Here is a 25,488-nt window from a genome sequence, read left to right as displayed (position 1 = left end):
CAGCCGATGACATCCAATCCGAATTTCCGCGCGCTGACCGGCGCTGCAGCCTTCGTCCTGCTGGCCCTGAGCGCCGGAACGGCAATCGCCAGCGAGTTCGAGCGGGTGCGTCCCGTTACCCACGCCGCCACGCAGAAGGAATGCGGCGAGTGTCACATGGCCTTTCAGCCGGGCCTGCTGCCGGCGGCGTCCTGGAGCCGCATCATGGACGGGCTTCAGGACCATTTCGGCGAGAATGCCAGCCTGCCCGCCGACACCGCCGCGGCCATCCGCAGCTATCTGACGCAGAGCGCCGGAAGTGGTGACGGCCGTCTGATCCGCATCACCGAACAGCGCTGGTGGCTGCGCAAGCATGACTTCGCCCCCTCGATCTGGAGTCGCAGGACGGTCGGCGCCAAGAGCAACTGCGAGGCCTGCCACCGGACGGCGGAGCAGGGTCTCTACGAGGACGACTGACCCTTGTCAGAGCAGCCGCAGACGCCCCAGCAGCCGTGGATTGTCCCAGGTTGGCTGCCGGTCCTCGATCACCACGCGGTGGGGCAGGGGTACGTCGCTCTCCACCGCCACCTCGACCCAGCGCGGGACCAACTCGTTGTTGAGGTCGTCGAGGATGGCGACGGCCAGCGCCTCCAGCCCACCGGCAGAGCCGCCGGTGCCACCAAAGCCGGCGAACTCCGCCAGATAGGCCACGACCGACGCCGGCTCGGGCACCAGCAGGTCGGGCACCAGCCGCAAGGTCAGCCTTACCCCCGGCAGCGGCTGTCCGTTCAACTCCACCAGGAAATCATGGCGGGCATCGGGGGAGGGGCGGGTGGACAGCCGCTCCCGCCTCATGCCGACATCCCCAGCCCGGCCTGACCGGCTCGGGTCAGCTTCACCCAGCTGCGGGCGCCCGACTGGAAGGACAGGCCGCCGGTGTAGCCGACGGCGCGGACGCTGTCGGCGAAGACCTGGATCAGTTCCACCCGCAGGTCCGGCGGCAGGGCGGCGTGGCTGCGCAGGATCAGGTCGAAATGGTTGGGCCGCACCAGACCGTCCAATTGCATCGGCCCGAAGCGGCTGAGGTCGAGGTCGATGACGAAGCGGCTGCCGGGCTTTGACCGCTCCTTGCCGCCATTCTCCTCGTCCTCCTTCAGCGGATGGACGTGCAGCTTGATCGGCTTCGGCCCATTGGCGTCCATCAGCGGGATGGTGTAGCTGCGCCAGTCGCCGGGCAGCGGCTCGGCCGCCTCGCGGCGCAGGCCGTCGAAGTCCTTTTCCAGACGCTCCAGCAGATCGCGGCGCCCGGCCTTGTCGAGGGCGGAGGCCGTATCGTCGCCCAGCCAGCCCTGGGCGTCGCCCCCACGCATCGCCGACAGGAAGAAGCCCAGCGCCGCAGTCAGTTTGCGGTTCGGCTGCGGCATCGTCGCCAGCATCGATTTGGCGAGCGCCGGATCGGCCACTGCCAGCGTTGCCATCAGTTGCCGCATCGCCGGCCAGTCGCGTCCGTCCAGCGGACCCGGCGGCCCGGGCAGGGTGGGGGCCGCCGCCTGGGTGGCGCGGGCGAGGTCGGCCAGCGCCGCCGTCACTTTTGCCCCCTGCGGCAGGCTTGCGGGGACATTAAGCGCCAGCATGCCCTGTTTGGTCGCCAGGATCGGCTGCCCCTGCGGCGTGCTGCCGGCCACCGTGCCGCGCAGGACGGGGGTGTCGGGCGGCACCGCCGCCTCGTCGGGCAGGGTGGCGGGTTGTCCGCCGGGCTGCCCGCCGGACTGTGGTTGGCTCTGCTGGTTCCCCGCCTGACCGTTGCGCCCGCCGGTCCCGGGGTCGCCGGGTGGGCGTGGCTGCTGCGGTGGCGGGGTGACGGTCAGGATCTTCAGGGCGACTGTGGCGCCGCGCGGCAGTTCGGGCGGCTCGGGATTGCCGGCGGTCTCATCCGCTGGTGCGGGGGCCGCTGAACCGGGACCCGTCGGCGTCTCTGCGCCGGGATGGGCCGCGTCGCCGCCCAGTTGCACCGGCGTGCCGAAAGTAGCGCTGCCGCCACCCATGGTCGGGGTGGGCGTCGGCGAACCGCCGGTCGGCGTTGTCGGTGACCCGGTGGTGGAAGACCCCGGCCTTGCTGTTCCGTCCGGTGTGCCTGTGGCGGGTGCCGCAGGCGCACTCTGCGAAAGGGGGGCGGCGGATGTCGGCAGCTTGGCGCCGGACCCGCCGGCGAGCACCAGTGCCGGCACCACGGTGCCCGGCAGCAGCGGCGGCAGGTTGGTTGGCGTCGCGGCTGGTGTGGGGGTGGGCAGCAGGACGGCGGGCGTGGCACCGCTGCCCGCAGGCGTGGTCTGCGTGGTGGAGCCGGTGGATGGCGTGGCCGGACTGCCCGGGGATTGCAGCAGGATCAGCGCCGTCGGCTTGCCAGGAAGCGCGGTGGTAGGGGGACTGGCCGAAGCTTGGCTTCCCGGCGTGATCTGCACGGTGACCGGCTTGTCGGCAGGCAGATCAGCCGTGCTGTCGAGCAGCAGTTCGCCCGCCGCGGTGCGCACCCTTGTCAGCCCCTCCGGCGTCTGGCCGGCGACGGTCCCTGTCAGCACCACCGGGCGGGTCACCTCCGGCAGCCGTTCGGGAAGCTGGACGACCGTGGCCTCGGCCGTGACGGGTGCAGGCGTGGCGGGGGCTGCCGCGGCGGTTGCGGCGGCCGGCGTGACCGATGGTGGGATGGCCCCGCCCATGCCTGCCCATCCCCGCCCGTTACTTGGCGCTGGCCAGCAGCCGCTGCACGATCGCCTCGACGTCACGGGCCGCGTCGCTGGCGGGCGAACGGGTCAGCAGCGGGGTCTGGTTGCGGATGGCGTCGCGCACCTTCAGGTCGCGGCGGATGATGCCCGCCAGCGCCGGCTTGTATTTCAGGAAGTTCTGGCAGGCCTTCAGGATGGTGCCGTAGGTCCGTTCGCCGTCCTTCACGCTCTGCGCCATGTTCACCACGATCCTCAGGTCGGCCGACGGATTGGTGGCGTGCGTCAGCTTGATGAAGGCATAGGCGTCGGTCAGCGAGGTCGGCTCGTCCGTCGTCACCACCAGCGTGGTGCCGGCTGGGCCGGACAGGGTGCGCACCGTGCGGTCGACGCCGGCGCCCATGTCCATCACCACCCGGTCATAGCTCTTCGCCAGTTCCAGCAGATCGTTGCGCAGGCCGGACAGGCGCTGGCTCGGCAGCTGCGCCAGCGTGCCCGAGCCCGAACGGCCGGCGATGATGTCGAAGCCGGTGTCGGGGAAGCGCTGTGCCGCCTTGGCCAGCGTCACCTCGCCGTTGATGACGGCGCCCAGGTCGTTCTTGGGCGAGAAGCCGAGCTGGATGTCGACATTGGCGAGCCCGAGATCGCCGTCGAACAGCAGCGTGTTCATGCCCGCCTTGGTCAAGGCGTGGCTCAGCGTGATGGAGAACCACGTCTTGCCGACGCCGCCCTTCCCGCTGGCCACGGCGATGACGTTGGCGCCGCGCAGCGGGCGAACGTTCTTGAGGGCGGCCGGGAACACCGGATCGGTCATGGCAGGGTCCTCGACGAGGGGGAACTGGCGGCTTTGGCCTTGGTTGCGGGTTTTGCGGTCGCGGGTTTGGTCGGCTTGGCGGCCGCGGCGGCCCTGCGCGGTGGTGGTGGGGGCGGTGCCGGCTCGATCTCCGGATCCTCGTCCTCGGGCTCATAGCCCCGTCCGAAGTTCGGCTTGCGCTCGGGGGGATGGCTCGGCTCGCGATCCGGCTGGCCCCTGTCGTCCCCGTGGTCGTCGCCGTCGTCATCCTCGTCCCAGTCCGCAGTGCGGGCGGTGCGGCGCGGCGCCGATTCCTTGGCGGCGGGAGCCTTCTCCTCGGCCGGGATCATCATACGGGCAAGCGCCAGCGGGTTCAGGGCGGTCAACCCCTCGGCCACCTTGGAGGAGATGCTGGCGTCGCAGAAGGACAGCCGGGCCCGCGCGGCGATCGCCAGCACGCTGCCCAGCCGGCGGACCATGTCCAGCCGGGTCACCAGCATGCGCCGGACGCCCACCGCCTTGAAGGCCATCGCCATGTCGGCGGCTTCCAGCGCGTCGAGCCCGGCGGGCAGCACCAGCACCGGCTCCACCTCGCCTGCGGACAGCATTGCACGCAGATCCTGCATGTCGTCTGCGTCGAACGGATTGCGTCCGGCGGTGTCGACCAGAACGAGATCGGTGCGGCGATGCACCTCGAACGCGCCGGCCAGCGCATCAGGGTCTTCGACCGTCGCCAGCTTCAGCTTCATCAGCCGGGTGAAGGCGGCCAGCTGATCGACGCCGCCCGCCCGCACCGTGTCGGTGGTGATGACGCCGACCGAGCATTTCCTGAAGACGGCCCGCGCTGCCAGCTTGGCCGCCACCAGGGTCTTGCCCGAACCCGGCGGGCCGACCAGCGCCAGCGGCTTCACCGGCGCGCGGCCATCGGGCAGCGGGTTGAAGGTGAAGAAGGAATCGAGCGCCGAGCCCAGAGCCAGCCGCGGATCCTCGGTGTCCAGCCCCGATGCCGCATCGATCAGCTGTTCGGCAAGCGCCGCCGGCACGCCGTGGCGTTGCAGGGCGTCGGCCACCATCTCGCCGACGTCGATTTCGGGTTCGATCGGCTTGACCGGCGCCTTGCCCCGGCCGCCCCGCGAACCGCCGGAGGACGGCGCCGGCGGTAGGTCGTCCTCTTCCACCGCCGCCGTGACACGCACGCCGCCGCCTTCCTCCTCGCGCGTGGCGACGATGATGGCGTCGTCGCCCAGCGACTGGCGCACCATCCGCATGGCGTCGGACATGGTCTTGGCGTGGAAGGACTTCAGCCGCATCGGCAGCGCCTTCCGTCAGCTAAGGGGATGGGAACGGCACGCACCATCAGATCTGCCCCAGGGTCTTGATGCGTGCCTTCGGGTGGATCTCGTTCTGGGACATGACCACGGTCGCCGGCCGGAACCGCTCGACAATCGAGCGGACGAACGGACGGATCAGCGGACTGGTCAACAGAACGGGGCTCTCGCCCATCATGGCATGTCGCTCGAAGGTTTGACGGACGGAGGTGATGAACTGCTGCAGGCGGGACGGGGCCATCGTCAGCTGCCGGTCGTCGCCGTCGCCCACCAGCGATTCCGCGAAGCCCTGCTCCCATTCGGGCGACAGGGTGACGAGCGGGATGAAGCCCATCTCGTTCGTGTTCGCGTCGCAGATCTGCCGGGCAAGGCGGGAACGCACATGCTCGGTGATCTGGGTGATGCTGCGGGTCTGGCTGGTCGCTTCGGATACCCCTTCCAATATCGTGGGAAGATCCCGGATAGAGACCCGTTCGGCAAGGAGATTCTGCAACACCCGTTGCAATCCGCCCACAGTGATCTGTCCAGGCACCACATCGGCGATCAGCTTCTGATGTTCCTTGTCGGTTTCGTCCAACAGCTTCTGCGTCTCGGTGAAGGACAGCAGCTCCGGCATGTTGTCCTTGATCAGCTCGGTCAGGTGGGTGGTCACCACGGTCGACGGATCGACCACGGTGTAGCCTTTGAACAGAGCCTCCTCGCGGTATCCCGGCTCTATCCAGATGGCGGGCAGGCCAAAGGTCGGCTCCACCGTCTGTTCGCCGGGCAGGCTCATGGCGTCGCCGCGCGGGTCCATCACCAGCAGCATGTTCGGCCGGATGTCGCCGCGTCCGGCCTCGATCTCCTTGACGCGGATGATGTAGGTGTTGGGCGGAAGCTGAAGGTTGTCCTGGATGCGCACCGCCGGCATGACGAAGCCGACCTCGCCGGCGATCTGCCGGCGCAGGCCCTTGATCTGGTCGGTCAGCCGGTGGCTGCCCGCCTGGGGCTGGTTGATCAGTGACAGCAGGCCATAGCCCAGCTCCAGCCGGATCAGGTCGATGGCCAGCGCGGTGGCGATCGGCTCGTCCGGCGCGGGCCCGGCACCCGGCATGCCGCCCGGTGCGCCGCCGGCTGCCGCCGCTTCCTCTGCCGCCGCGGCCTCTTCCGCCTCCTTCTTGGCGCGCAGGCGCGGCATGTACCAGGCGGCGAACCCCACGGCGCCGATGACCGGAGCCAGCGTCAGAATCGGCATGCCCGGCAGCAGGGCCAGAACGCCGATGGCGCCGGCCGACAGGGCCAGCGCCTGGCTGTGGCCGGTCAGCTGCCCCACCACCGCCTTGTCGGTGGAGCCGCCCATGCCGGCTTTCGACACCAGGAAGCCGGCGGAGATCGAAATCACCAACGCCGGGATCTGGGAGACGAGGCCGTCACCGATGGTCAGCTTGGTGAAGGTGTCCAGCGCCGTCATCACCGGCATGTCGTGGCGGAGAACCGCGATGGTCACGCCGCCGATGATGTTGATGAACATGATCATCAGGCCGGCGACAGCGTCGCCCTTCACGAACTTCGATGCACCGTCCATCGAGCCGAAGAAGGCGCTCTCGTCTTCCAGCTCCTTGCGCCGTGCCCGCGCCGTGCCTTCGTCGATCATGCCGGCCGACAGGTCGGCGTCGATGGCCATCTGCTTGCCGGGCATGGCGTCCAGGGTGAAGCGCGCCGCCACTTCGGCGATGCGGCCCGAACCGGCGGTGATGACCTTGAAGTTCACGATCGTCAGGATGGCGTAGATGATCACGCCGATGACGAAATCGCCGCCCATGACGAGACTGGCGAAGGCCTCGATCACATGGCCGGCGGCCGACGTTCCCTCATGCCCCTGCGTCAGGATCAGGCGCGTGGAGGCCATGTTCAGCGACAGGCGCAGCAGCGTGGTGATCAGCAGGATCGTCGGATATGAGGACAGCTGAAGCGGCTTCTCGATGAACAGCACCACCATCAGGATCAGGATGGAGACGGTGATGTTCAGCCCCAGCATCATATCGAGCATGACGCTGGGCAGCGGCATGATCAGGCCGACGACGACGATCAGGATGCCGATCGCCATCGCCACGTCGCCGCGCTTCAGCGACGACTTGGCGACCGTCCACATCTCGCCGAAGGCGGCCATGTTGCCGGGACCGCCGCCCCCGCCTCCGCCGCTATTCTGCTCCGTCAGTGCCATGAATGCTCCCGCCGCTCAGACCCAGGACCGCGAGGCGGCGTCAGGCCGTCGCCCGTTCATCGTTGCCCGGGGCGGGCACGCTGCGGCCTTCGTCGCCATACTGCTTCAGCTTGTTGCGCAGCGTGCGGATCGAGATGCCCAGGATGTTGGCGGCGTGGGTGCGGTTGCCCAGGCAATGGGTCAGCGTCTCCAGGATCAGGTCGCGCTCGACGTCGGCCACCGTGCGACCGATCAGCGCCGCGAGGCCGGCGGCGCTGCTGGTGTTGGCGGAAGCCGCCGCGGCAGCGGCTGCCGCACCGCCGTTGGCGGGCATGCCATAGGGGCCGGGCTTGCCGCCCTTGGGCGGACCATAGCCGGTCGACCCATAGCCATTCGGCAGGCCGCCCTGCGGCGGCACCACCAGGGGACCAGCCGGCTGCGCCGGAGCGGCTGCCGGCACCGTGCCGCCGGGACCGGCGAACGGGTTGGCGACCGGCGAGTCGGTGGGAATGGAGGCCTGGGCGCTGCCTTCCGGGGCCAGCATCTTGCTGGTCAGCATGATGGCTTCCGGCCCGACCTCTTCCCCGCGCGACAGCAGGACGGCGCGGTGCATGGTGTTTTCCAGCTCGCGCACGTTGCCGCGCCAGTGATGGGACTGGAGCATCAGCATCGCGTCCTCGGTCAGGCGTTTGTCGCCCAGACCGTTGGCTTCCGCGTATTTCTTCAGGAAATGCTCGGCGATCATCGGGATGTCGGCCGGGCGTTCGCGCAGGGACGGGATCGCCACGCTGAACACGTTCAGGCGGAAATACAAATCCTCGCGGAAGTTGCCGGCGCGCACCTCCGCCTCCAGGTTGCGGTTGGAGGTGGCGATCAGGCGGACATTGACCTTCACCGGCTGGCTGGAGCCGATGCGGTCGATCTCCTTCTCCTGGATGGCGCGCAGCAGCTTGGCCTGGAGCCGGGGGTGCATCTCCGACAGCTCGTCCAGCAGCAGGGTGCCGTTGTTGGCCTCCTCGAACTTGCCCAGCCGCCGGGCGACGGCACCGGTGAAGGCGCCCTTCTCGTGGCCGAACAGTTCCGATTCCAGCAGGTTTTCCGGGATGGCGGCGCAGTTCACCGCGACGAAGGGCTCGTTGGCCCGCCGGCTCTTGCGGTGGATGAAACGGGCCATCAGCTCCTTGCCGGTGCCGCTTTCGCCGGTGATCATCACCGACGCGTCGCTGGGCGCCACCTGCTCGGCCAGCCGCAGCGTCGCCAGCATCGCCGGGTCGCTGCACACGATCGAATGGCTTTCCTCCGCCACCGCCTCCAGCACCGCGGCGATCAGCTCGGCATTGGGCGGCAGCGGCAGATATTCCTTGGCGCCGGCGCGGATGGCGCGCACGGCGGCGGCCGCATCGGTGCCGATGCCGCAGGCGACCACCGGGATGGTGATCCGCTCCGACTTCAGGCTGTCGATGAAGGTCGCGATGTCCAGCTTGACGTCGATCATCACCAGATCGGCACCCGCGGCGGCACGCAAGGCGGTCAGCGCCCCTTCGATGCTGTCGGTGTGCGACACCTTGGCCCCCCGCTTCATGGCGATCTTGCCGGCGGCGGTGATGTAGCCTTCCAACGTTCCAACGATCAGCAGACGCATAGCCTTACGCTCCCACTCTCGGGGCTTCCCGGTCGAAATACTGGATCCGCTTTCCAGGCGGCAGGACGGCGTTCAGGAGCATCTCCAGACGCCGCGGATTCTCCTGGCGCGCGATGGACACGGCGCCAATGGTATAGAGGGTCTTGACCAGCGCGTCCTCCTCCGCCGCCCGCTCCACCTTGGCGGCGAGCGGAGACAGGACGACGTTGCCGAGCACGGCCCCGTAGAAGGTCGTCAGCAGCGCCAGCGCCATCGCCGGGCCGATGGCCGACGGGTCGCTCAGGCTGCCCAGCATCTGCACCAGCCCGACCAGCGTGCCGATCAGGCCCATGGCCGGCGCCACTTCCGAGGCGCGGCGCAGCACGCCGGCGCTCTTGCCGTGGCCGCCGACGGTCGCCTCGACCTCGCCGGTCAGCATCCGCTCGATGGCGTCGGGTGGCAGCCCCTCGGTGATCAGGGTGACGCTGCGGTACAGGAAGGGCTCGCCGCGCAGTTCCGGCAGGACGTTGCGCAGGGTTTCCGGCCCGGCCCGGCGGGCTGCTTCGGCCAGCAGCAGGACCTGCCGCGCCACGCCCTTGGGGTCGAGCGTCTGGTGGACCAGCACCGCCGCCGCGTTCTTCCACGCCACCGCCACGTCACCCAGCGAGAAGGAGGCGGTGGTGACCGCCAGCGTCCCGCCCAGCACGATCAGCAGTGACGGCGGATCGAGGAAGGCGCGGGCCGATCCGCCGGTGGTGATGGCGATCAGGATCACCCCGGCCGCCGCCGCCAGCCCGACCAGCGTCGCCACGTCCAGCCCGCCGCGCAGCCGCACGCTCCGCCCAGGCGCCGTCGCGCCGGTGGGGGCAGAGGCCGGCTCGCCCTGCGCTGCGGCACGGGTGCCGCCGCCGGGAGCCGACTTGGCGCGTGCTGCGCCGGTATCGGACGAAACCGCCATCAGCCGCGGTCCGACTTGATGATTTCCGTCATGGTCACGCCCAGCCGGTCTTCCACCACCACCACCTCGCCGCGGGCGACCAGGCGGTTGTTGACGTAGATGTCGATGGCCTCGCCGACCTTGCGGTCCAGCTCCACCACGGCGCCGCGGCCCAGCTTCAGCAGCTGCGCCACCTGCATGGTCGATTTGCCCAGCACCGCGGAGATCTGGACGGGAATATCGTACACCGCCTCCAGATCCTTGGTGATTCCGGGGCTGGCATATTCGTCGCCATCGCCACCGTGCAGATCGTTCAGCGAAAAATTGTCGCTCGGCATGTCGGTCTCGGACCTCCTTCATTCCGGACACCCCTTAGACGGGGGCCGGAGCCTCCAGCATGTGCGCCGCGCGGCGTTCAATTTCAGCCAGCAACTGGGCGGTGTCCCGCTCCATGCCGCCTTCGGCCCATTCGATGCGGCAGCTGCCGGGGGCGATCGACGGATCGCCGATCACCATCAGTCTGGCGCCGAAGCCACGCGACCCGACCGTCTCGTCGAGATGGCCGCGCACCAGATCCATCGTGTCCTCCGCCACCCGAATGACCAGCCGAGGCTCGTCGATCAGGTCGGTCAGGCAGGCGCGGACCATCCCTTCCACCTCGACCATTCCGCCACGCCGTGCCCATTCCGGCATCAGCTTGCGGACGATCGCCAGGGCCAGATGGACCGGCTGTTCGCTGCGCGCGGCGTTGCCCGCCTCGTGTGCCGCAAGCAGATGCGCCACGCCGTCGGCAATCTGGGAGAGCGCATTGGCGATGCGGTTGTTCACCGTCGCCTCGATCTCCATCTTGCCGCGCTCGTACCCGGTGTTCTGGCCGGCGGCCATGCCGTCGGTGAACCCCTTGCCGTAGCCGGCCGCGGTCCCTTCGGATTTGCCGGCCGTCAGACCCTCCTCATAGGCCTGGGCGCGGGCGGCGGCCAGTTCCTCCTCGCCGAAGGTCGGTTCCGGCGGCAGCTCCGGTTCCGGTTCGGGGTCGGGATGGGCCGACAGCTCGTCCTCGGGCAGCAGGTCGTCGTCCTCCACATGGGTCATGCGGGGAACCGCGTCCACGTCGAAGGACTCGTCGAAGAGGAATTTGCGCACGCTCATCGCCGCGATCCTCCTTCAGACGGAATTGAAACGGAGGCCGGCATCGCTCAGCTCTCCTGATACAGCCAGTTGCGCAGGATCGAGACAGCCTCTTCCGGGTGCTTGTCGACGATTTCGCCGACCTTGCGCAGGGAGGAGGCGCGGACGCGGCCTTCCACCCGGTTGATGTCGATCATCTGCTCCAGCTCCTCGTCGGCCTGTGCCGCTTCCAGCGCCAGATCCTGGGCCAGCGCGCCGGTCGGGGCGGCCAGGGCGGCCGGCATGCCGGCCTGGTCGGTCAGCAGGCGGTCCATCTCGTCCTCCTCCTGCATCTCCGCCTTCTCGAAGGCGCGGGAGATCAGCGGGCGGATGACCAGCAGGATTATGAGGACGGCGACGATGCCCAGGACCACCATCTCCGCGATGCGGAACAGATCGTCCTTGGTCATGCCCATGAACAGCTCGTCGGGCTTCTGGATGTCGTCCTCGGGCGACCAGAAGCGCATGTTCACCACTTCCAGCGTGTCGCCGCGCACGGCGTCCAGCCCGACGGCGGAGCGCACCAGCGCCTTGATGCTCTCGACCTCCTGCTCGCTGCGCGGCTGATAGGCCGGGGGGGCATCCTTGGAGAGCTGGTAGGTGCCATCCACCAACACGGCGACCGACAGGCGGCGGACCTGCCCTGCCTCGCGCACGTGCGACTTGGTGGTCTTGGTGATCTCGTAGTTGATCGTCTCTTCGTTGCGGTTCGACTTGTTCGACGACAACGGGCTGGCGCTGCTGCTCGCCTGCGCAGTCGGCAGGTTCTGATCCACTGAAACCGGAGCCAGCGGGTCGCGGTCGCTGCTCTCGTTCGACTCGGTCACCGTCTGGGTCGAGCGGACGACCTGGCTTTCCGGATCGAAGATTTCCGACTGGGTCGTGATGCGGTCAAAATCAAGGTCGGCCGACACCTCCGCCCGGACCTTCCCGTAGCCCAGCGTGCGGCCCAGCAGATCCTCGATGGTGCGGGCCAGCCGGCTCTCGTAGGCCTGCTTCTTTTCCTCTGCATTGGCCAGCATAGCTTCGGCGGTGTCGCTGCCGGTGCCGCGGGCCAGCAGCTTGCCCTTGTCGTCGACGATGGAGATGCGGTTGGGGTCGAGGTTGGGAACCGAGGCGGCGATCAGCTGCTGGATCGCCTGGATGTTCTCGCGGCTCAGCTGGGCGCCGGGGCGCAGCTTCAGGAAGACGCTGGCGGTTGCCGGGTTCTGCTGGCGGGCGAACAGCTCGCGCTTGGGCAGCACCAGATGGACACGGGCCTGCTGGACGCCGTTGAGTGTCTGCACCGTGCGCGCCATCTCGCCTTCCAGCGCGCGCAGGTGGTTGATGTTCTGCATGAAGCTGGTGGCGCCGAAGCCTTCGCCCTTGTCGAACAGCTCATAGCCGACCGAACCGCCGGACGGCAGTCCCTGGGCGGCCATGCGCATGCGCATCGGCCCGACCTGATCGGCCGGGACCATGATCTTGGTGCCCGACTTGTCGACGGAGTAGGGGACCTTCGCCTCGTCCAGCTTCTTGGCGATGGCCGCCGCCTCCGTCTGCTGGAGGTCGGCGTAAAGCAGCTCCATCTCCGGCGTCGACAGCCGGGTGGTCAGGTAGACGAAGAATCCGATCAGCAAAAGTCCGACGCCGCCGATCGCCGCAAGGCGGGCGGGTCCGAGATTGCGCAAGGTCTGCAGCAGGTTGTTCACGCGCGGTCCCCGATCGGAAGTCTTCCCGGCATGCTCTCCACACAGTCTCCGTTCGCGAATGCGAGACGGTTTCTGCAAGTTCCGCGCCGGTCTTGCCTACGTTGAGGCATGCTGCGTCGTCTTGATGAAGAGAGGGTTAATCGGCGGCAGTTTTTGCCGGGTAACCGGCAAAATATGCCTAGTGCCCCGCAAATGTTGCAGCCCTGCGACGGTGGCATTGCAGCGGCTTTCGCAACCATGGGTCACAATGACGCGGGCAATCCGCCGCCGAGGCGGAAGCGCACCAGTCGCGCGACCATGGGTAAAGCAATACCACCCGATGCGCGAAAAGAGTGCGCCTCTATGACCAACAGGCCGGTTCCCGCGAATGAACCACTGTCCAAAAGAGGTAGCTGGTCCAGCCAAGGTTGACATCGGTGGGTCGCGGTCATAGCTGAGTTGCATTCCATGCCCGAAACCGGCCGATTCGTCTTCCCGGCGGGGTGTTCTTAAGCTCCTGCGCCAAAGGCGATGCTGTACGGCGTAAAGGGCCTGACCGGCGTTCCGGATGGCGGCGGGAAGAATCGGCTGCCGGGACCAGTACAGGATCGAAGGGAAAGAGCCATGAAACGGCGTGGCCGCGAAAAGAAGGAAGGCCTCAACGAGGTCGATGTGTTCGTGGGCCAGCGCCTGCGGGAGCTGCGCATGCTCGCCGGCCTGAGCCAGAGCGACGTCGCCTCGGCCCTGGGGCTGACCTTCCAGCAATTGCAGAAGTACGAGCGCGGATTCAACCGAGTGTCCTCCAGCCGCCTGTTCAAGCTGGGCCAGTTCTTCCGTGTCCCCGTCTCCGTCTTCTTTGAAGGGTTGGAGAACCGTCAGCCTGCGGTGGAGGGTGGCGAGGCGCCGGCGGTCGGTGGCGGTGAGGAGCAGGAGAACACCCTGCAATCGCGCGAGGCGCTGATGCTGGCGCGTTACTTCCAGAGCATCCGCGATCCGCAGATCCGCGCCGCCATCCGTGAACTGGCAGAGCGCTGTGCCGAACAGCAGGCCGACGGCAGCGCACAATCGAGCGGTGCGGCCGGTGGGGCGCCGGCGCCCAAGCGCGGCCGTGGCCGCCGGGCGGAGCAGGGCGGCCACGCCTGAGACCGGTTGACCGAAACCGGCCCGATAACCTCAGGCCGGCTTCAGCCGCCGATAGTTTTCCAGAAAGTCGGCCAGTGCCTCCTCGGGGCCGAGCGGCACGATTGCGGCCTCGTCAGGGTCCGGCAGGTCGCGCCAGTTGACGCGGTGCGGCGCACAGAGATCGCGCAACTCGGTCGCCAGCGCCCGCTGATCGGCCAGCTTGACCGCCTTGGGCTCCGGATGGCGGAAGCCGAAGCGCTGGGCGAGGGCGCTCTTGATCGGCTCGACTGCCTGCCGGATGGCGTCGCGGCCGATCCGCACCTTCCACGGCGTCGGCCAGTCCCCGGTAAATGCCTCTTCGCAGTCATGCATCAGCGCGTCGTAGGCATAGCCCTCCGGCGCCAGCCGGCTGGCCAGGACGCAATGCTGGGCAACGCTGAAGAAGCGCTGGGTGTTGCCGACGAACCGGCACTGGTAGGCCAGCGGCCGGGCGATGTCCTCGATGTCGAAGGGGCCGAAATCCGGCCGCTCCAGATCGACGGTGCGGCCCGAATAGGTGATCATGACCGCCGTCGGCTCGGGCACGTCGAGCAGATCGAACTGGTCGGGATGGGTGACGCGCGGCGACCCGCCGCGTCGCTTCGGCGCTGCTTTCTTCATGGTGCCCAAGTCTCTGGCAAAAGGCAGTCTCTAGCAGATCGGCCTTGCACCGCTCAACCGCGCGTCTGGCCAAGCCCCCTCAATCATCATATCCCGCCGGTTCGCGTACCAGGCTGCTGGTGGCGGCTACGGCGGTTTCCAGCAGGGGCAGAAGCGCCGCGACCTTTTCGGTGTCGGTCGTGCTGTCGTTGATGGCGCGTGCGATGGCGGCCATGCGCGGCGTGCCGAAATTGGCGGCGAGCCCTGCCAGCGTGTGGGCCGCCTGCTTCAGCTCCTTCGGCCGCCCGGCCTGCAGGGCGGAGCGGATGGCCGTCAGTTCACGCAACGCGGTTTCCGGCAGCAACTGGAGCATGCCGTCCAGCGCCTCTCCGCCCAGGGCCAGGCGCAGTTCGGCCAGCTTTACCCGGTCGACCAGCGGCAGCGCCGAGAATTGGCCGTCCTCGGTCGCCGGGCGGCTGGGCATCGGCACGACGCGCCCGTCCAGTGGCCGGGTCGCCAGATCGACCAGCACGGCATTCAGCTGGTCCCAGTCGATCGGCTTCGTCAGATAGGCGTCGAGTCCGGCCGCCATATGGCCGTCGCGATGTTCCGGCAGGGCGTCGGCCGACAGTCCGACGATGGGGATGCGCGCCACCGGCCCGTTCATCCGGCGGATCGCCCGGGCGGTCGACCGCCCGTCCAGCACAGGCATTTCCATGTCCAGGATCAGCGCGTCATAGTCCGCTGCCGCCAGTGCGTCCAGCGCTGCCCGCCCGTCGGCCACCGCATCGATCCGGTGGCCGATGCGGGTCATCATGGCGACAACCAACATGCGGTTGATGTCGTTATCCTCGGCCAGCAACAGCCGCAGCGGCACCCGTGTCGGTTCCGGCAACTCGGCCACGCTGCCCGGCAAGGGCCGGGCGCTGAGCTCGCCGACCGGCGGCGCCTCGGCCAGCCGGCTGCGGATCGAAAAGCGGAAGGTGGAGCCGCGGCCGGGGCTGCTGGTGACGGTGATCTCGCCGCCCATCGCCTCGACCAGCCGCTTGCAGATCGCCAGCCCCAGGCCGGTGCCGCCATATTTGCGGTTGGTCGACGCGTCGGCCTGGACGAACGCGTCGAACAGGCGGGCGCGCTGTTCCGTCGTCATGCCGATGCCGTTGTCCTGTACCTCGAACCGCAGGGTGACCGGCGCGCTGGACGGTGCGGAGGCGGATGGCTGGTCGGCCGGCGGATCCGGAGACCACACGGCGATTTCGATGACACCGCGGTCGGTGAACTTGATGGCGTTGGACACCAGATTGAACAGCACCTGCCGCAGCCGAGTCGGGTCGCCGCGGATGTGGCGCGGCGTGTCCTCGGCGATGGAGGCCGACAGGCTCAGTCCCTTGGCTGCCGCCCGCACCAGGAAAAGCTGAACCACATCCTCGACCAGCCGGGGAAGGGAGAAGTCGATCTCCTCAAGCGACAGCTGTCCCGCTTCGATCTTCGAGAAATCCAGAACATCGTTCAGGATGGTCATCAGCGTGTCGGCCGACGACCGCAGCGTCTTGACAAAGGCCTTCTGCTGGTCGTTCAGCCCGGTGCCCATCAGCAGGTCGCCCATGCCGATCACCGCGGTCATCGGTGTGCGCAGTTCGTGGCTCATCATCGCCAGGAAACGCGACTTGGCGCTGCTGGCGTTCTCCGCCGCGACGCGGGCGGCCTCGGCATCCTCGCGCGCGCCGTCCAGCTTCTCGGCCAGGGCGAAGGTCTCGGCGGCGAGCCGGGTCAGCTGCTCCTCGGCGGCGCGCAGTTCCTCCTGCGAACGGTGGCTGTGGGTCACGTCGGCGCAGGACCCGGCAATCCAGCGCGCGTGTCCATCGGAACCCTTCCCAGGCCCCGGCACCGGCCGCAGGGTGAGCGCATTCCAGAAGGCGCCGCCGTCCTTGCGGTAATTCAGCACTTCCACCGACAGGGGGCGCGCCTCAGCCATGGCGCCGCGGATGGCCGCCGCGGTCTCCGGATCGGTTCCCGGACCGTGCAGGAAATCGCCGTTCCGCCCGATCACCTCGCCGGCCTCATAGCCGATCATGTCCAGGAAGGCGCGGTTGCAATAGACGATGGGGTGATCGGGCCGGGTGGCGTCGGCCACGAAGATGCCGGCACCGCTGGCCTCGACCACGGCGGCGAGCATCGCCATGTCGGGCGAATTGCCGAAAGGCGGCGCGGGGAGGGCGGGCGGCGCGGACAAGGGCGGATCCTGATCGGTTCGGGGAGGGCGCGCGAAGGTCAAGAATAGGCCGTTGCGCGACCGATTGCCATTATCCGGCCAGGAGAAACAGCCAATAGAGTGGTGCCTTTCACGGCGTCATGGCGATTCCGTTAACGACTGCGCAACAATACAATAAGAAAACTGTGTCGATCGGCAATGCGGATAGCGGCCGTGGAACACTCGCGGATCGGAGAGCGTCATGGTGGTGGAGGCAGGCAACCGGACCCGCCAGGTCCGGACAATTCACGATCTTGGTGTGCTTCTCGTCGAGGATGACGATTTTACCCGCAAACTGATTTACCGGCTGCTGCACGACATCGGGCTCCGCACCGTGTTCGAGGCGGCGGACGGCATCCAGGCGCTCGACATCCTGCGCAAGAGCGGCGAGGAGGTGGACGTGGTGATCTGCGACCTGGAAATGCCACGCATGAGTGGGCTGGACCTGCTGCACGCGCTACGCACCGCAACCGGCAACCCGCTGTCGGAGCTGCCGGTTCTGGTGCTGACCGGTCACCGGGAGGCCGATGTGGTCAAGCGTGCCATCGCTTACGGCATCTCCGGCTATCTGGTGAAGCCGGTGTCGAAGGCCGACCTGATGAAGCGCCTGACCTTCGTCATCCAGAAACGGCAATAGCCCGGGTGGGCGGTCCGCGCCCTTTTTGCGCACCGCAACCCGTGCTGGCGCTTTCGCCGTCCTTCCTGTAGAAGGGAGATCACTGCCGCCGCGACGCGAAAGGTCCATGGGTTCCTGCCATCCTTCGCCCGGCCCGCTCCGATCCCGTTTCCGGCATCGGGGAGAGCCGTGAGCAAAGACCGACCTTCCGGGTCGTCCCCCAGGTCGTATGACGCACGCGATTCCGGTGCGGACCGGTCCCGTGCGCGCGTTTCCGACCTGTTGGACGACTTCCTGACGCGCGGCGATCCCACCCCGGACGGTTCTGTCTCGGCCGGCATCCAGGCGGGCGAGATCCCCTCAAAAATCTCGCTTGGCGAGATCCCCTCAAAAATCTCGCTTGGCGAGATCATGGATGCGCTGGGCGACCGTGCCTTCGGCGCGCTGCTGCTGATCCTGTCGATTCCCAACGTGTTGCCGGTTCCCGGCCTGTCGACCGCCACCGGCGTGCCGATGATCCTGCTCGGCGCCCAGATGGCGGCGGGCCGGCACAGCCCCTGGCTGCCCCGCCGCACGCTGGCGGCCAGCTTCGACCGCAAGGCCTTTCTGGGCGTGATCCGCCGGGCCAAGCCGTGGGCGGAGCGGGTGGAGCGTCACCTGCGGCCGCGTCTGCCGGCGCTGGCCGGCCCCACCGCCGAACGGCTGCTGGGGCTGGCGGTGGTGGTTCTGGCCGGCATCCTGGCCCTTCCCATCGTCTTCGGAAACCAGCCCCCTGCCTTCGCCATCGCGCTGATAGCGCTGGGGCTGATGGAATCCGACGGCGTCTTCGTCTCGGCCGGCCTTGTCGCCGGCCTTCTTGCCATCGCCATCGTCGCCGCCGTCCTGCTCGGTCTCGGGCAGGCGGCGATCGCCGTGGCGCAACAATTGATCGGTTGAGGGAGCGCCCCCAAAGGGCAAAAAGCCATGATTTGGGAACTGTTGGTCATCGTCCTGCTGATCCTGCTCAACGCCTTCTTCGCGATGTCGGAGATGGCGCTGGTGTCGGCGCGCCGCGCCCGGCTTCAGCAGATGGCCGAGGAAAAGGGTGGCGCCGGCGCCCGCGCCGCGCTGGAACTGTCGGAAGACCCGAGCCGCTTCCTGTCCACCGTGCAGGTCGGCATCAGTCTGACCGGCATCATCGCCGGCGCCTATGGCGGCTCCACCCTGGCTGAACGGCTGGGCGGCGTGCTGGACGAACAGGTCGCCTGGATCGCCCCTTATGGCCATACCGTCGCCTTCGCGCTGGTGGTCGCCGCCATCACCTATTTCTCGCTGATCATCGGCGAGCTGGTGCCCAAGCGGGTGGCCCTGATCTCGTCGGAGCGGATCGCTTCTCTGGTCGCGGCCCCGATGCGGACGGTGTCGCGCCTGTCGGCACCGGTGGTCTGGCTGCTCGGGGTGTCGAGCGACGCGGTGCTGAAGCTGCTGCGTCTGCCCACCTCGCGCGAGCAGACGGTGACGGAGGAGGAGGTCAAGACCCTGATCGCCGAAGGCACCCAGAGCGGTGTCTTCGAGCCGGCCGAACGCCAGATGATCGAGGGGGTGATGCACCTGTCCGACCGCACGGTGCGGTCGATCATGACGCCGCGCCCCGACCTGATCTGGCTCGACATCGACGACAACCCCGAAACGGTCGCCCGCGAGATCTGCGAAAGCGGCTATTCCCGCTTCCCGGTCTGCCGCGGCGACGTTGACGAGGTGCAGGGCATCGTCTCGACCAAGGCACTTCTCGACCAGTCGCTGAAGGGAGTCGCCTTCGACCTGCGGTCGGCGATGGTCCAGCCGCTGGTCGTCCATGACGGCACGCCGGTCTTCCGCCTGCTCGACCTGTTCAAGCAGGCCAGCGTCCACATGGCGGTGGTGGTCGACGAGTACGGCAGCGTCGAGGGTCTGGTCACCATGACCGACATCCTGGAGGCCATCGCCGGCGAACTGCCCGACAGCACCCAGGAAGGTGACGCCGCAGCCGTCCAGCGCGAAGACGGCAGCTGGCTGGTTGACGGCATGACCCCGGTCGAGGAGGTCGAGGCGCTGGTCGGCGTCAAGAACATGAAGGGGGAGGGCGATTTCCACACCATCGCCGGATTCCTGCTCGACCAGTTCGGCCATGTGCCGACCGCGGCGGAGCATTTCCACTGGAACGGCATCCGCTTCGAGGTCGTCGACATGGATGGCCGCCGCATCGACAAGGTGCTGATCCAGCTGAACCCGGAAGTTTCGGAGGGGTGATAGGGGCTTGAGGGGTAAAGTGCCCGCTCAATGCACCACCAGCTCTGCCACCCCGTTCGTCGTCCGCACGGCTTCCACCAGATCGCGGACTTCCTCCGACAGGTCGTCGGCGTTCCAGCCGTGGCCGTCGGCGCCGGCGACCACCAGCAGGCGCAGCGTGGTGCGCAGGAGGTCACCGGCTTCCCAGCCATTGGAGCGCTCAGCCTCTCGTGCCATGTGCAGCAGGCCGGTGGCGCAGTTCAGGACCTCGGGGTCGACCTTCATCGGGCGTTCCTCCTCGCCCGCAAGGGGCGAACTCTGTTGGTCTGACCAACAATAATTGGCACGCCACCTTCGTCTGTCAAATCCATCCTTCAGGGCCGGGTGAAGGACTTAGGTACCGCATTCCTCCAGCGGCGGCAGTCGGGATATGAAACGGCCCTTGACACCCTGGGGCCATTGCTTGAACGGAACGATTCCGTCCTCGGTGGCGGCATAGGCACGCAGATAGGCGGTCAGCGTCTCCACCGTCATCTCGTCCGGGGCCAAGTCGCCCAGCACATAGCTCATCCGGGCGGCGGAGCGCACCGCTACGGCGCAGGGCCGGCGGCAGCTCATCAGGCAGCGCATCGGACGCAGCCGCACCTGCGCCGCAAGATCGGGGGTTTCTGCCAACGCCCGCTCCATCAGCGCCACCAGTTCCGCCCCCGGCCTGACGGCTTCGGGCGGATCCTCCGGACGGCGGCAGGTTTCACAGACGACAAGCTCGACGGTCATGCTTGGGCTTTCAGCAGTTTTCCGGTTCGTACGACCCGAGAGCTAGAGGCCGGCCCCGGCGCTGTCAACGCGCTTGCGGCTTGCCAACCACGGGGAAACTCCCGACGATGCGATGGGGACTGGCAACGGGCGGGAATGGCTGACAGGTATGAGCGCGAGGCAACGGATCGTCCGTGAACGCCGGCAATACAACCAGCTCGCCGCCGACCAGACGCTGGAGGACTACGCGCTCCGCTACACCGCGGAACGGGCGCGGCGCTGGAGCGCGTGGCGCGTCGCCAACACGGCACTCGGCGCCATCTCCTTCCTGGCCTGCGAGGCGATCGGCGCCGCCGTCACCCTGACCTACGGCTTCGAGAACGCCATGGCCGCCATCCTGGCGGTGGCGCTGCTCAGCATCCTGGTTGGCCTGCCGATCACCTACCATGCGGCCAAGGCCGGGGTGGACATCGACCTGCTGGCCCGCGGCGCCGGATTCGGCTATCTCGGTTCCACCATCACCTCGCTGGTCTACGCCTCCTTCACCTTCATCCTGTTCTCGATCGAGGCCAGCATCATGTCGGCCGGGCTGACCATGGTGCTGGGGATTCCGGCGTCGGTCGCCCACGTCATCAGTTCTCTGGCGGTCATCCCCATCGCCGTCTATGGCATCCGTTTCATCAGCCGCATGCAATGGGCAACGCAGCCGGTGTGGATCCTGCTGCAATGCGTGCCCTTCGCCTATTTTTTCCTGCTCGACCGCGAAACGCTGGCGCAATGGACCTCGCTTCCCGGCGTCTACGCTCCGGATGGCGGGCTGTCGCTGCTGCCCTTCGGCATGGCCGCCTCGGTGCTGCTGTCGCTCCTGCCGCAGATCGGCGAGCAGGTCGACTATCTGCGCTTCCTGCCCTCGCAGGCCCGCATCGGGCGCCTGCGCTGGTGGACGGCGCTGCTGGCCGGCGGGCCCGGCTGGGTGCTGATCGGCAGCCTGAAGCTGGCGGCCGGATCGCTGCTGGCCTTCCTCGCCATCAAGCACGGGCTGCCGGTGGAGGATGCGGTACAGCCCAACACCATGTACCACGTCGCCTTTCTCGACGTGTTCGGCTCCCCCGCCGTGGCGCTGGCATTGACCGGCATCTTCGTCGTCGTCTGCCAGATGAAGATCAACGTCACCAACGCCTATGCCGGCTCCATCGCATGGTCGAACTTCTTCTCCCGCCTGACCCGCAGCCATCCCGGCCGTGTCGTCTGGCTGGTGTTCAACGTGCTGCTCGCCCTGCTGCTGATGGAGATCGGCATTCTCGGCGTGATCGAGAGCATCCTCGGGCTCTACGCCAACGTCGCGGTGGGCTGGCTGGGCGCGGTCGCCGCCGATCTGGCCGTCAACAAGCCGCTGGGTTTCAGCCCGCCCGGGATCGAGTTCAAGCGCGCCCATCTCTACGACATCAACCCGGTCGGCACCGGCGCCATGGGCCTGTCGGTGCTGTGCTCCACCACCGCCTTCTTCGGGCTTCTCGGGCCGGTGGCGCAGGCGCTGGCCCCCTTCATCGGGCTGGTGGTGGCCTTCGCCGCCGCCCCGCTGATCGCCTGGAGGACCGGGGGCCGCTATTACCTCGCCCGCAAGTCGGACAAGCTGCCCGGCGATGGCGCGACCGTCCGCTGTTCGATCTGCGAGAACCAGTTCGAGCGGCCGGACATGGCCTTCTGCCCGGCCTATGACGCGCCGATCTGCTCGCTCTGCTGCACGCTGGAGGCGCGCTGCCACGACCTCTGCAAGAAGGACAGCCGCTTCGCCGACCAGATCGCCCACAGCCTGCAACGGGTGCTGCCCAAGCGGATTGCCGCCGGGGTCCACACCCGCACCGGCCATTTCATCGGGGTGATGACGCTGTTCTCGCTGGTGCTGGGCGGGGTGCTGGTGGTCATCGACTTCCAGTACGCCAATGCCGACGCGGCGGAGCGGGCGGCGATCCATACCGCGCTGGTCTCCGTCTTCGTCTGCCTGTTCATCCTGTCCGGTGTCGCCGCCTGGCTGCTGGTGCTGGCCCATGAGAGCCGCCGCAAGGCGGAGGAGGAGACCGCCCGCCAGACCGCCATGCTGATGGACGAGATCGCCGCCCACGAACGCACCGACGCAGCATTGCAGAAGGCCAAGGAGGTGGCGGAGGCCGCCAACGCCGCCAAGAGCCGCTACATCATCGGCGTCAGCCACGAAATCCGCGCACCCTTGAACGCCATATCCGGTTATGCCCAGCTTCTGGAGAGCAACAGCACCCAGCGCCCGCAGGACGCCGTCCGCGTCATCCGCCGCAGTGCCGAGCATCTGTCGAACCTGATCGACGGGCTGCTCGACATCTCGAAGATCGAATCGGGTCTGCGCCGGCTCAGCCGCGACAAGGTGCAGCTGATCGATTTCCTCGACCAGCTGGCCGACATGTTCCGCATCCAGGCCGCCGCCAAGGGGCTGGAGTTCCGCTACACCCGCGTTCCGCACCTGCCGGCCTGGGTCCACACCGACAGCAAGATCCTGCGCCAGATCCTGATCAACCTGCTGTCCAACGCGGTGAAATACACCGAGACCGGCCATGTCGCCCTGACCGTCCGCTACCGCAGCCAGATCGCCGAGTTCGAGATCGCCGACAGCGGCATCGGCATCCGCGAGGAAGACCTCGACCGCGTCTTCGAACCGTTCGAGCGCGGGCGTGGAGCGGCGGTGCGGGCGGTGGCCGGCACCGGTCTGGGCCTGACCATCACGCGGGTGCTGACCCGCATCATGGGCGGCGACATCGCGCTGCGCAGCAAGGCGGGGGAGGGCAGCGTCTTCACCGTCCGCCTGCTGCTGTCGGAGGCGATGCACCGGCCGGGCGAGCAGGTGGAGCGCCGGGCCATCACCGGCTATGCCGGGCCGCAGATCACCATCCTGCTGGCCGACGACGACCGCGACCATCTGGCGCTGATGACCGACATCCTGCGCCCGCTGGGATTCGTGCTGTTCACCGCGTCTGACGCCACCGCCTGCCTGGAGCTGGCTGCGCAATGCAAGCCCGACGTCGCTATGCTCGACATCTCCATGCCCGGCGAGAGCGGTTGGGACGTGGCGGAGGAGCTGCGGCGCCAGTTCGCCGACCGCATCCGCATCATCATGGTCTCCGCCAATGCCTACGAGGCGCAGGGCCCGGGCGACGGCCGGGCGCCGCACGACGCCTTTGTCGCCAAGCCGATCGAGATCCATGCGCTGCTCGACCGGTTGCAGGCGCTGACCGGGCTGGAATGGATCCATGCCCCGGAAAAACAGGAAAAGCCGGCGGAAGCGCTTGCCCTGGTCACAGGGCCGTCCGATCAACTTCCCATGCCTGCCGGACAGCCGGCATCAGATCTGCCTGAGGCGGCGCTGCGTCATCTCGACGACCTGCGCCAGCTTGGGCGGATCGGCTATATTCGCGGAATCGAAGCCAAGCTGCGCGAGATCGAGACGGAGGACGCCGCCACCCTGCCATTTGTCGAACGGCTGCGAACGCTGGTGCGCGCCTTCGATCTGAAGGGGTATATGCGTGCGGTGGAAGAGGCGGCGGCGCAGCGGAATGCGAGGCAGCAGCATGAGAATCGGACAGAAGACGGGGCCGTGACGGGATGAAGCGCCGCGACATGATCCTGGTGGTGGACGACACCCCCGACACGCTGGGATTCCTGACGGAGGCCATCGAACAGGCCGACCTGACCGTGCTGGTCGCTGTCGACGGCGAGAGTGCCCTTGACCTCGTCGGCCAGATCACGCCGGACCTGATCCTGATGGACGCGGTGATGCCCGGCCTCGACGGCTTCGAGACCTGCCGGCGGCTGAAGCAGGTTCCCCACCTGTCGCATATTCCCGTCATCTTCATGACCGGCCTCAGCGACACTGAACATGTGGTGAAGGGGCTGGAGGCCGGCGGCGTCGATTACGTCACCAAGCCGATCGTGGTGGACGAGCTGATCGCCCGCATCCGCGTCCATCTGACCAACGCCCGCGTCGCCTACGCCGCCCGTGCGGCGCTGGACGCCACCGGCCGTTTCCTGCTGGCGACGGACGGGACGGGCCGGCTGCTGTGGTGCACCCCGCAGGCGGAACGGCTGCTGGCCGGCCTGGACCCGGAAGCGGCAGCCGCGCTGGCCGCCGGTCTGGCGGGGCTGCGCCGGACCTCAGCCCCCGGCGGGGCGGGGGAGAACTTCACGCTTGAGCTGCCTGATGGGGACGGTGTGCGGCGGCTGGAGTTCACCTATCTCAGCCCTGCCAATCCCGACGAATATCTGTTCCGCCTCAGCGAGCCGACCGCCGGCCGTCAGGAGGGCATACTGCGCGACGCGTTGGGCCTGACCGCGCGCGAGGCGGAGGTTCTGCTGTGGATTGCCAACGGCAAGCCCAACCGCGACATCGGCGAGATCCTGGGCATCAGCCCCCGCACGGTGAACAAGCATCTGGAGCAGGTCTTCACCAAGCTGGGTGTCGAAAACCGCGCCTCCGCCGCCGCGCTGGCGATCCGCACCCTGGCTGCACGGGCGTGAGGCGGGGGCCGCTTCAGCGCTCCGCCTGTTCGAAAGTCTGGCGCAGGCCGTCGGCCTCCATCCGCAGCCTCAGATAGGACCGCCGGTTCAGATGCTGGGCGATGGCCATTTCGCCGCAGATCAGCAGTTCGTAGCCCAGCCCGTGCAGATAGGACAGCAGCGCCTCCTGCGGGGCACGGATTCCCGGCATGGAATCGGCATCCCACAGCTCGAACAGGACGGGCGGATAGGCGCAACGCTTCAGCGTCTCCGTCGCCCCCTTCAGAACCGGCAGTTCCATTCCTTCGACGTCCAGTTTCAGCAGGCAAAGGTCGGTGATGCTGAAATCGTCCAGCCGCACCATGCTGGCCTGCCCCATCCGCACCCCCGGCGCGTCGGTGTCGCAGCCGAGCCCCGCGTCGCGCCGGGCGCGCCGCACCTCGGGATCAAGGCTGAGCGCGCCCAGGTTGCGGTCGTTGGCATAATCGGGGATGGGGATCTCGATCATGTCCATCCGCTCGCCCAGCGCCAGATTCTGGACCAGGACATTGTCGAGCCCATTCAGCGCCACGGATCCGCAGAGCAGGTGGTAGAGCGGCCGCTGCACCTCGAAGCTGACCACACGGTGGCTGTCGTGGAAGGTGAGCGCCGTCGGAATGGTGAAGGCGCCGACATTGGCGCCACCGTCCACGATGGTGCCGCCGGCCTGGCAGCCCCGGTCGTGGCCGGCACCGTCCCCGATCTGGACCAGCGCCTTGGCGACCATCAGGGTCACCGGCTCCCACTGGCCGTCGCGGCGCAGGTGACGGGTGATGCCGTCGACCGCATCGAACAGCAGGAACCGGCCCATCTGGGTCTCTACCACGGTGGCGTTCGGCAGCATTCGGGGAAAGCCTCGCAACTGTATGGCGGCATCATATCCGACGCCGCCCGTCCTTC

22 protein-coding genes are annotated in these 25,488 nt (G+C 68.0%); 7 read left to right on the top strand and 15 right to left on the bottom strand.

The window, feature by feature from the left end:
* The first annotated feature begins 6 nt into the window (after positions 1-6).
* Positions 7-456, top strand: a complete 450-nt coding sequence (locus tag E6C72_RS13485; RefSeq protein WP_109086807.1) for a diheme cytochrome c — start codon at positions 7-9, stop codon at positions 454-456.
* A 6-nt stretch (positions 457-462) separates the two neighbouring features.
* Here the strand turns inward: E6C72_RS13485 and E6C72_RS13480 are convergent, their stop codons facing one another.
* Genes E6C72_RS13480 through fliF form a run of 10 tightly spaced genes read right to left on the bottom strand, consistent with a single transcriptional unit; the run spans position 463 to position 12,418 of the window.
* Positions 463-834: a hypothetical protein gene (locus E6C72_RS13480; RefSeq protein ID WP_109086808.1), complete on the bottom strand. Its 372-nt coding sequence runs from the start codon at positions 832-834 to the stop codon at positions 463-465.
* Positions 831-2,696: a hypothetical protein gene (locus E6C72_RS13475; protein WP_109086809.1), complete on the bottom strand. Its 1,866-nt coding sequence runs from the start codon at positions 2,694-2,696 to the stop codon at positions 831-833. Before E6C72_RS13475 ends, E6C72_RS13480 begins: the two co-directional genes overlap by 4 nt.
* Before the next feature lie 19 nt (positions 2,697-2,715).
* A complete protein-coding gene (locus E6C72_RS13470) occupies positions 2,716-3,513 on the bottom strand; it encodes a MinD/ParA family protein (protein ID WP_012975714.1) in 798 nt (265 codons plus the stop codon).
* A complete protein-coding gene (locus E6C72_RS13465; RefSeq protein WP_109086810.1) occupies positions 3,510-4,802 on the bottom strand; it encodes a GTPase in 1,293 nt (430 codons plus the stop codon). The genes E6C72_RS13470 and E6C72_RS13465 overlap by 4 nt, the downstream gene beginning before the upstream one ends.
* Before the next feature lie 46 nt (positions 4,803-4,848).
* Positions 4,849-7,023 carry a flagellar biosynthesis protein FlhA gene (flhA, locus tag E6C72_RS13460; RefSeq protein ID WP_109086811.1) on the bottom strand — a complete coding sequence of 725 codons (2,175 nt, stop codon included), beginning with the start codon at positions 7,021-7,023 and terminating at the stop codon, positions 4,849-4,851.
* 40 nt (positions 7,024-7,063) lie between these two features.
* Entirely contained in the window at positions 7,064-8,644 is a 1,581-nt protein-coding gene (locus E6C72_RS13455; RefSeq protein WP_109086812.1) for a sigma-54 dependent transcriptional regulator, read from the bottom strand.
* 4 nt (positions 8,645-8,648) lie between these two features.
* Complete coding sequence (locus E6C72_RS13450) at positions 8,649-9,581, bottom strand: motility protein A (RefSeq protein ID WP_109086813.1); 933 nt, start codon at positions 9,579-9,581, stop codon at positions 8,649-8,651.
* A complete protein-coding gene (fliN, locus tag E6C72_RS13445) occupies positions 9,581-9,898 on the bottom strand; it encodes a flagellar motor switch protein FliN (RefSeq protein WP_109086814.1) in 318 nt (105 codons plus the stop codon). The genes E6C72_RS13450 and fliN overlap by 1 nt, the downstream gene beginning before the upstream one ends.
* 34 nt (positions 9,899-9,932) lie before the next feature.
* Positions 9,933-10,709 (bottom strand): FliH/SctL family protein, encoded by a 777-nt coding sequence (locus E6C72_RS13440; protein ID WP_109086815.1) that lies wholly within the window; start codon positions 10,707-10,709, stop codon positions 9,933-9,935.
* Positions 10,710-10,756: 47 nt separating this feature from the next.
* Positions 10,757-12,418, bottom strand: coding sequence for a flagellar basal-body MS-ring/collar protein FliF (fliF, locus tag E6C72_RS13435; RefSeq protein ID WP_109086816.1), 1,662 nt, complete (start codon positions 12,416-12,418; stop codon positions 10,757-10,759).
* Between the two features lie 603 nt (positions 12,419-13,021).
* Here fliF and E6C72_RS13430 point away from each other — a divergent pair.
* Positions 13,022-13,540 carry a helix-turn-helix domain-containing protein gene (locus tag E6C72_RS13430; RefSeq protein ID WP_109086817.1) on the top strand — a complete coding sequence of 173 codons (519 nt, stop codon included), beginning with the start codon at positions 13,022-13,024 and terminating at the stop codon, positions 13,538-13,540.
* Between the two features lie 30 nt (positions 13,541-13,570).
* Here the strand turns inward: E6C72_RS13430 and E6C72_RS13425 are convergent, their stop codons facing one another.
* Both E6C72_RS13425 and E6C72_RS13420 read right to left on the bottom strand, forming a co-directional pair.
* Positions 13,571-14,179: a transcriptional regulator gene (locus E6C72_RS13425; protein WP_109086818.1), complete on the bottom strand. Its 609-nt coding sequence runs from the start codon at positions 14,177-14,179 to the stop codon at positions 13,571-13,573.
* A 79-nt stretch (positions 14,180-14,258) separates the two neighbouring features.
* Positions 14,259-16,391, bottom strand: a complete 2,133-nt coding sequence (locus E6C72_RS13420) for an ATP-binding protein (protein ID WP_109086819.1) — start codon at positions 16,389-16,391, stop codon at positions 14,259-14,261.
* Between the two features lie 220 nt (positions 16,392-16,611).
* Here E6C72_RS13420 and E6C72_RS13415 point away from each other — a divergent pair, with 220 nt between their 5' ends.
* The 3 genes from E6C72_RS13415 to E6C72_RS13405 all read left to right on the top strand — a co-directional run bounded on the left by E6C72_RS13415 (position 16,612) and on the right by E6C72_RS13405 (position 19,293).
* Positions 16,612-17,046: a response regulator gene (locus E6C72_RS13415; RefSeq protein ID WP_109086820.1), complete on the top strand. Its 435-nt coding sequence runs from the start codon at positions 16,612-16,614 to the stop codon at positions 17,044-17,046.
* A 261-nt stretch (positions 17,047-17,307) separates the two neighbouring features.
* Positions 17,308-17,961 (top strand): exopolysaccharide biosynthesis protein, encoded by a 654-nt coding sequence (locus E6C72_RS13410; RefSeq protein ID WP_247875822.1) that lies wholly within the window; start codon positions 17,308-17,310, stop codon positions 17,959-17,961.
* 27 nt (positions 17,962-17,988) lie between these two features.
* Complete coding sequence (locus E6C72_RS13405; protein WP_109086822.1) at positions 17,989-19,293, top strand: hemolysin family protein; 1,305 nt, start codon at positions 17,989-17,991, stop codon at positions 19,291-19,293.
* A gap of 27 nt (positions 19,294-19,320) precedes the next feature.
* On the opposite strand, the gene E6C72_RS13400 is transcribed toward E6C72_RS13405, so the two are convergent.
* Both E6C72_RS13400 and E6C72_RS13395 read right to left on the bottom strand, forming a co-directional pair.
* Positions 19,321-19,557, bottom strand: a complete 237-nt coding sequence (locus E6C72_RS13400) for a hypothetical protein (protein WP_109086823.1) — start codon at positions 19,555-19,557, stop codon at positions 19,321-19,323.
* Positions 19,558-19,665: 108 nt separating this feature from the next.
* Complete coding sequence (locus tag E6C72_RS13395) at positions 19,666-20,049, bottom strand: DUF1636 domain-containing protein (RefSeq protein ID WP_109086824.1); 384 nt, start codon at positions 20,047-20,049, stop codon at positions 19,666-19,668.
* A 148-nt stretch (positions 20,050-20,197) separates the two neighbouring features.
* Here E6C72_RS13395 and E6C72_RS13390 point away from each other — a divergent pair, with 148 nt between their 5' ends.
* Together E6C72_RS13390 and E6C72_RS13385 are read left to right on the top strand one after the other, a co-directional pair.
* Positions 20,198-23,662, top strand: a complete 3,465-nt coding sequence (locus E6C72_RS13390) for an ATP-binding protein (RefSeq protein WP_109086825.1) — start codon at positions 20,198-20,200, stop codon at positions 23,660-23,662.
* Positions 23,659-24,570: a response regulator transcription factor gene (locus E6C72_RS13385; RefSeq protein WP_109086826.1), complete on the top strand. Its 912-nt coding sequence runs from the start codon at positions 23,659-23,661 to the stop codon at positions 24,568-24,570. Before E6C72_RS13390 ends, E6C72_RS13385 begins: the two co-directional genes overlap by 4 nt.
* 13 nt (positions 24,571-24,583) lie before the next feature.
* Here the strand turns inward: E6C72_RS13385 and E6C72_RS13380 are convergent, their stop codons facing one another.
* Positions 24,584-25,432, bottom strand: a complete 849-nt coding sequence (locus tag E6C72_RS13380; RefSeq protein ID WP_109086827.1) for an FkbM family methyltransferase — start codon at positions 25,430-25,432, stop codon at positions 24,584-24,586.
* Positions 25,433-25,488: the final 56 nt, after the last annotated feature.

The sequence above is a fragment of the Azospirillum sp. TSH100 genome (assembly GCF_004923295.1).
Taxonomy (GTDB): domain Bacteria; phylum Pseudomonadota; class Alphaproteobacteria; order Azospirillales; family Azospirillaceae; genus Azospirillum.
Note: the sequence above shows the minus strand (reverse complement) of the source record. Positions and strands in the feature narration are given on the sequence as shown.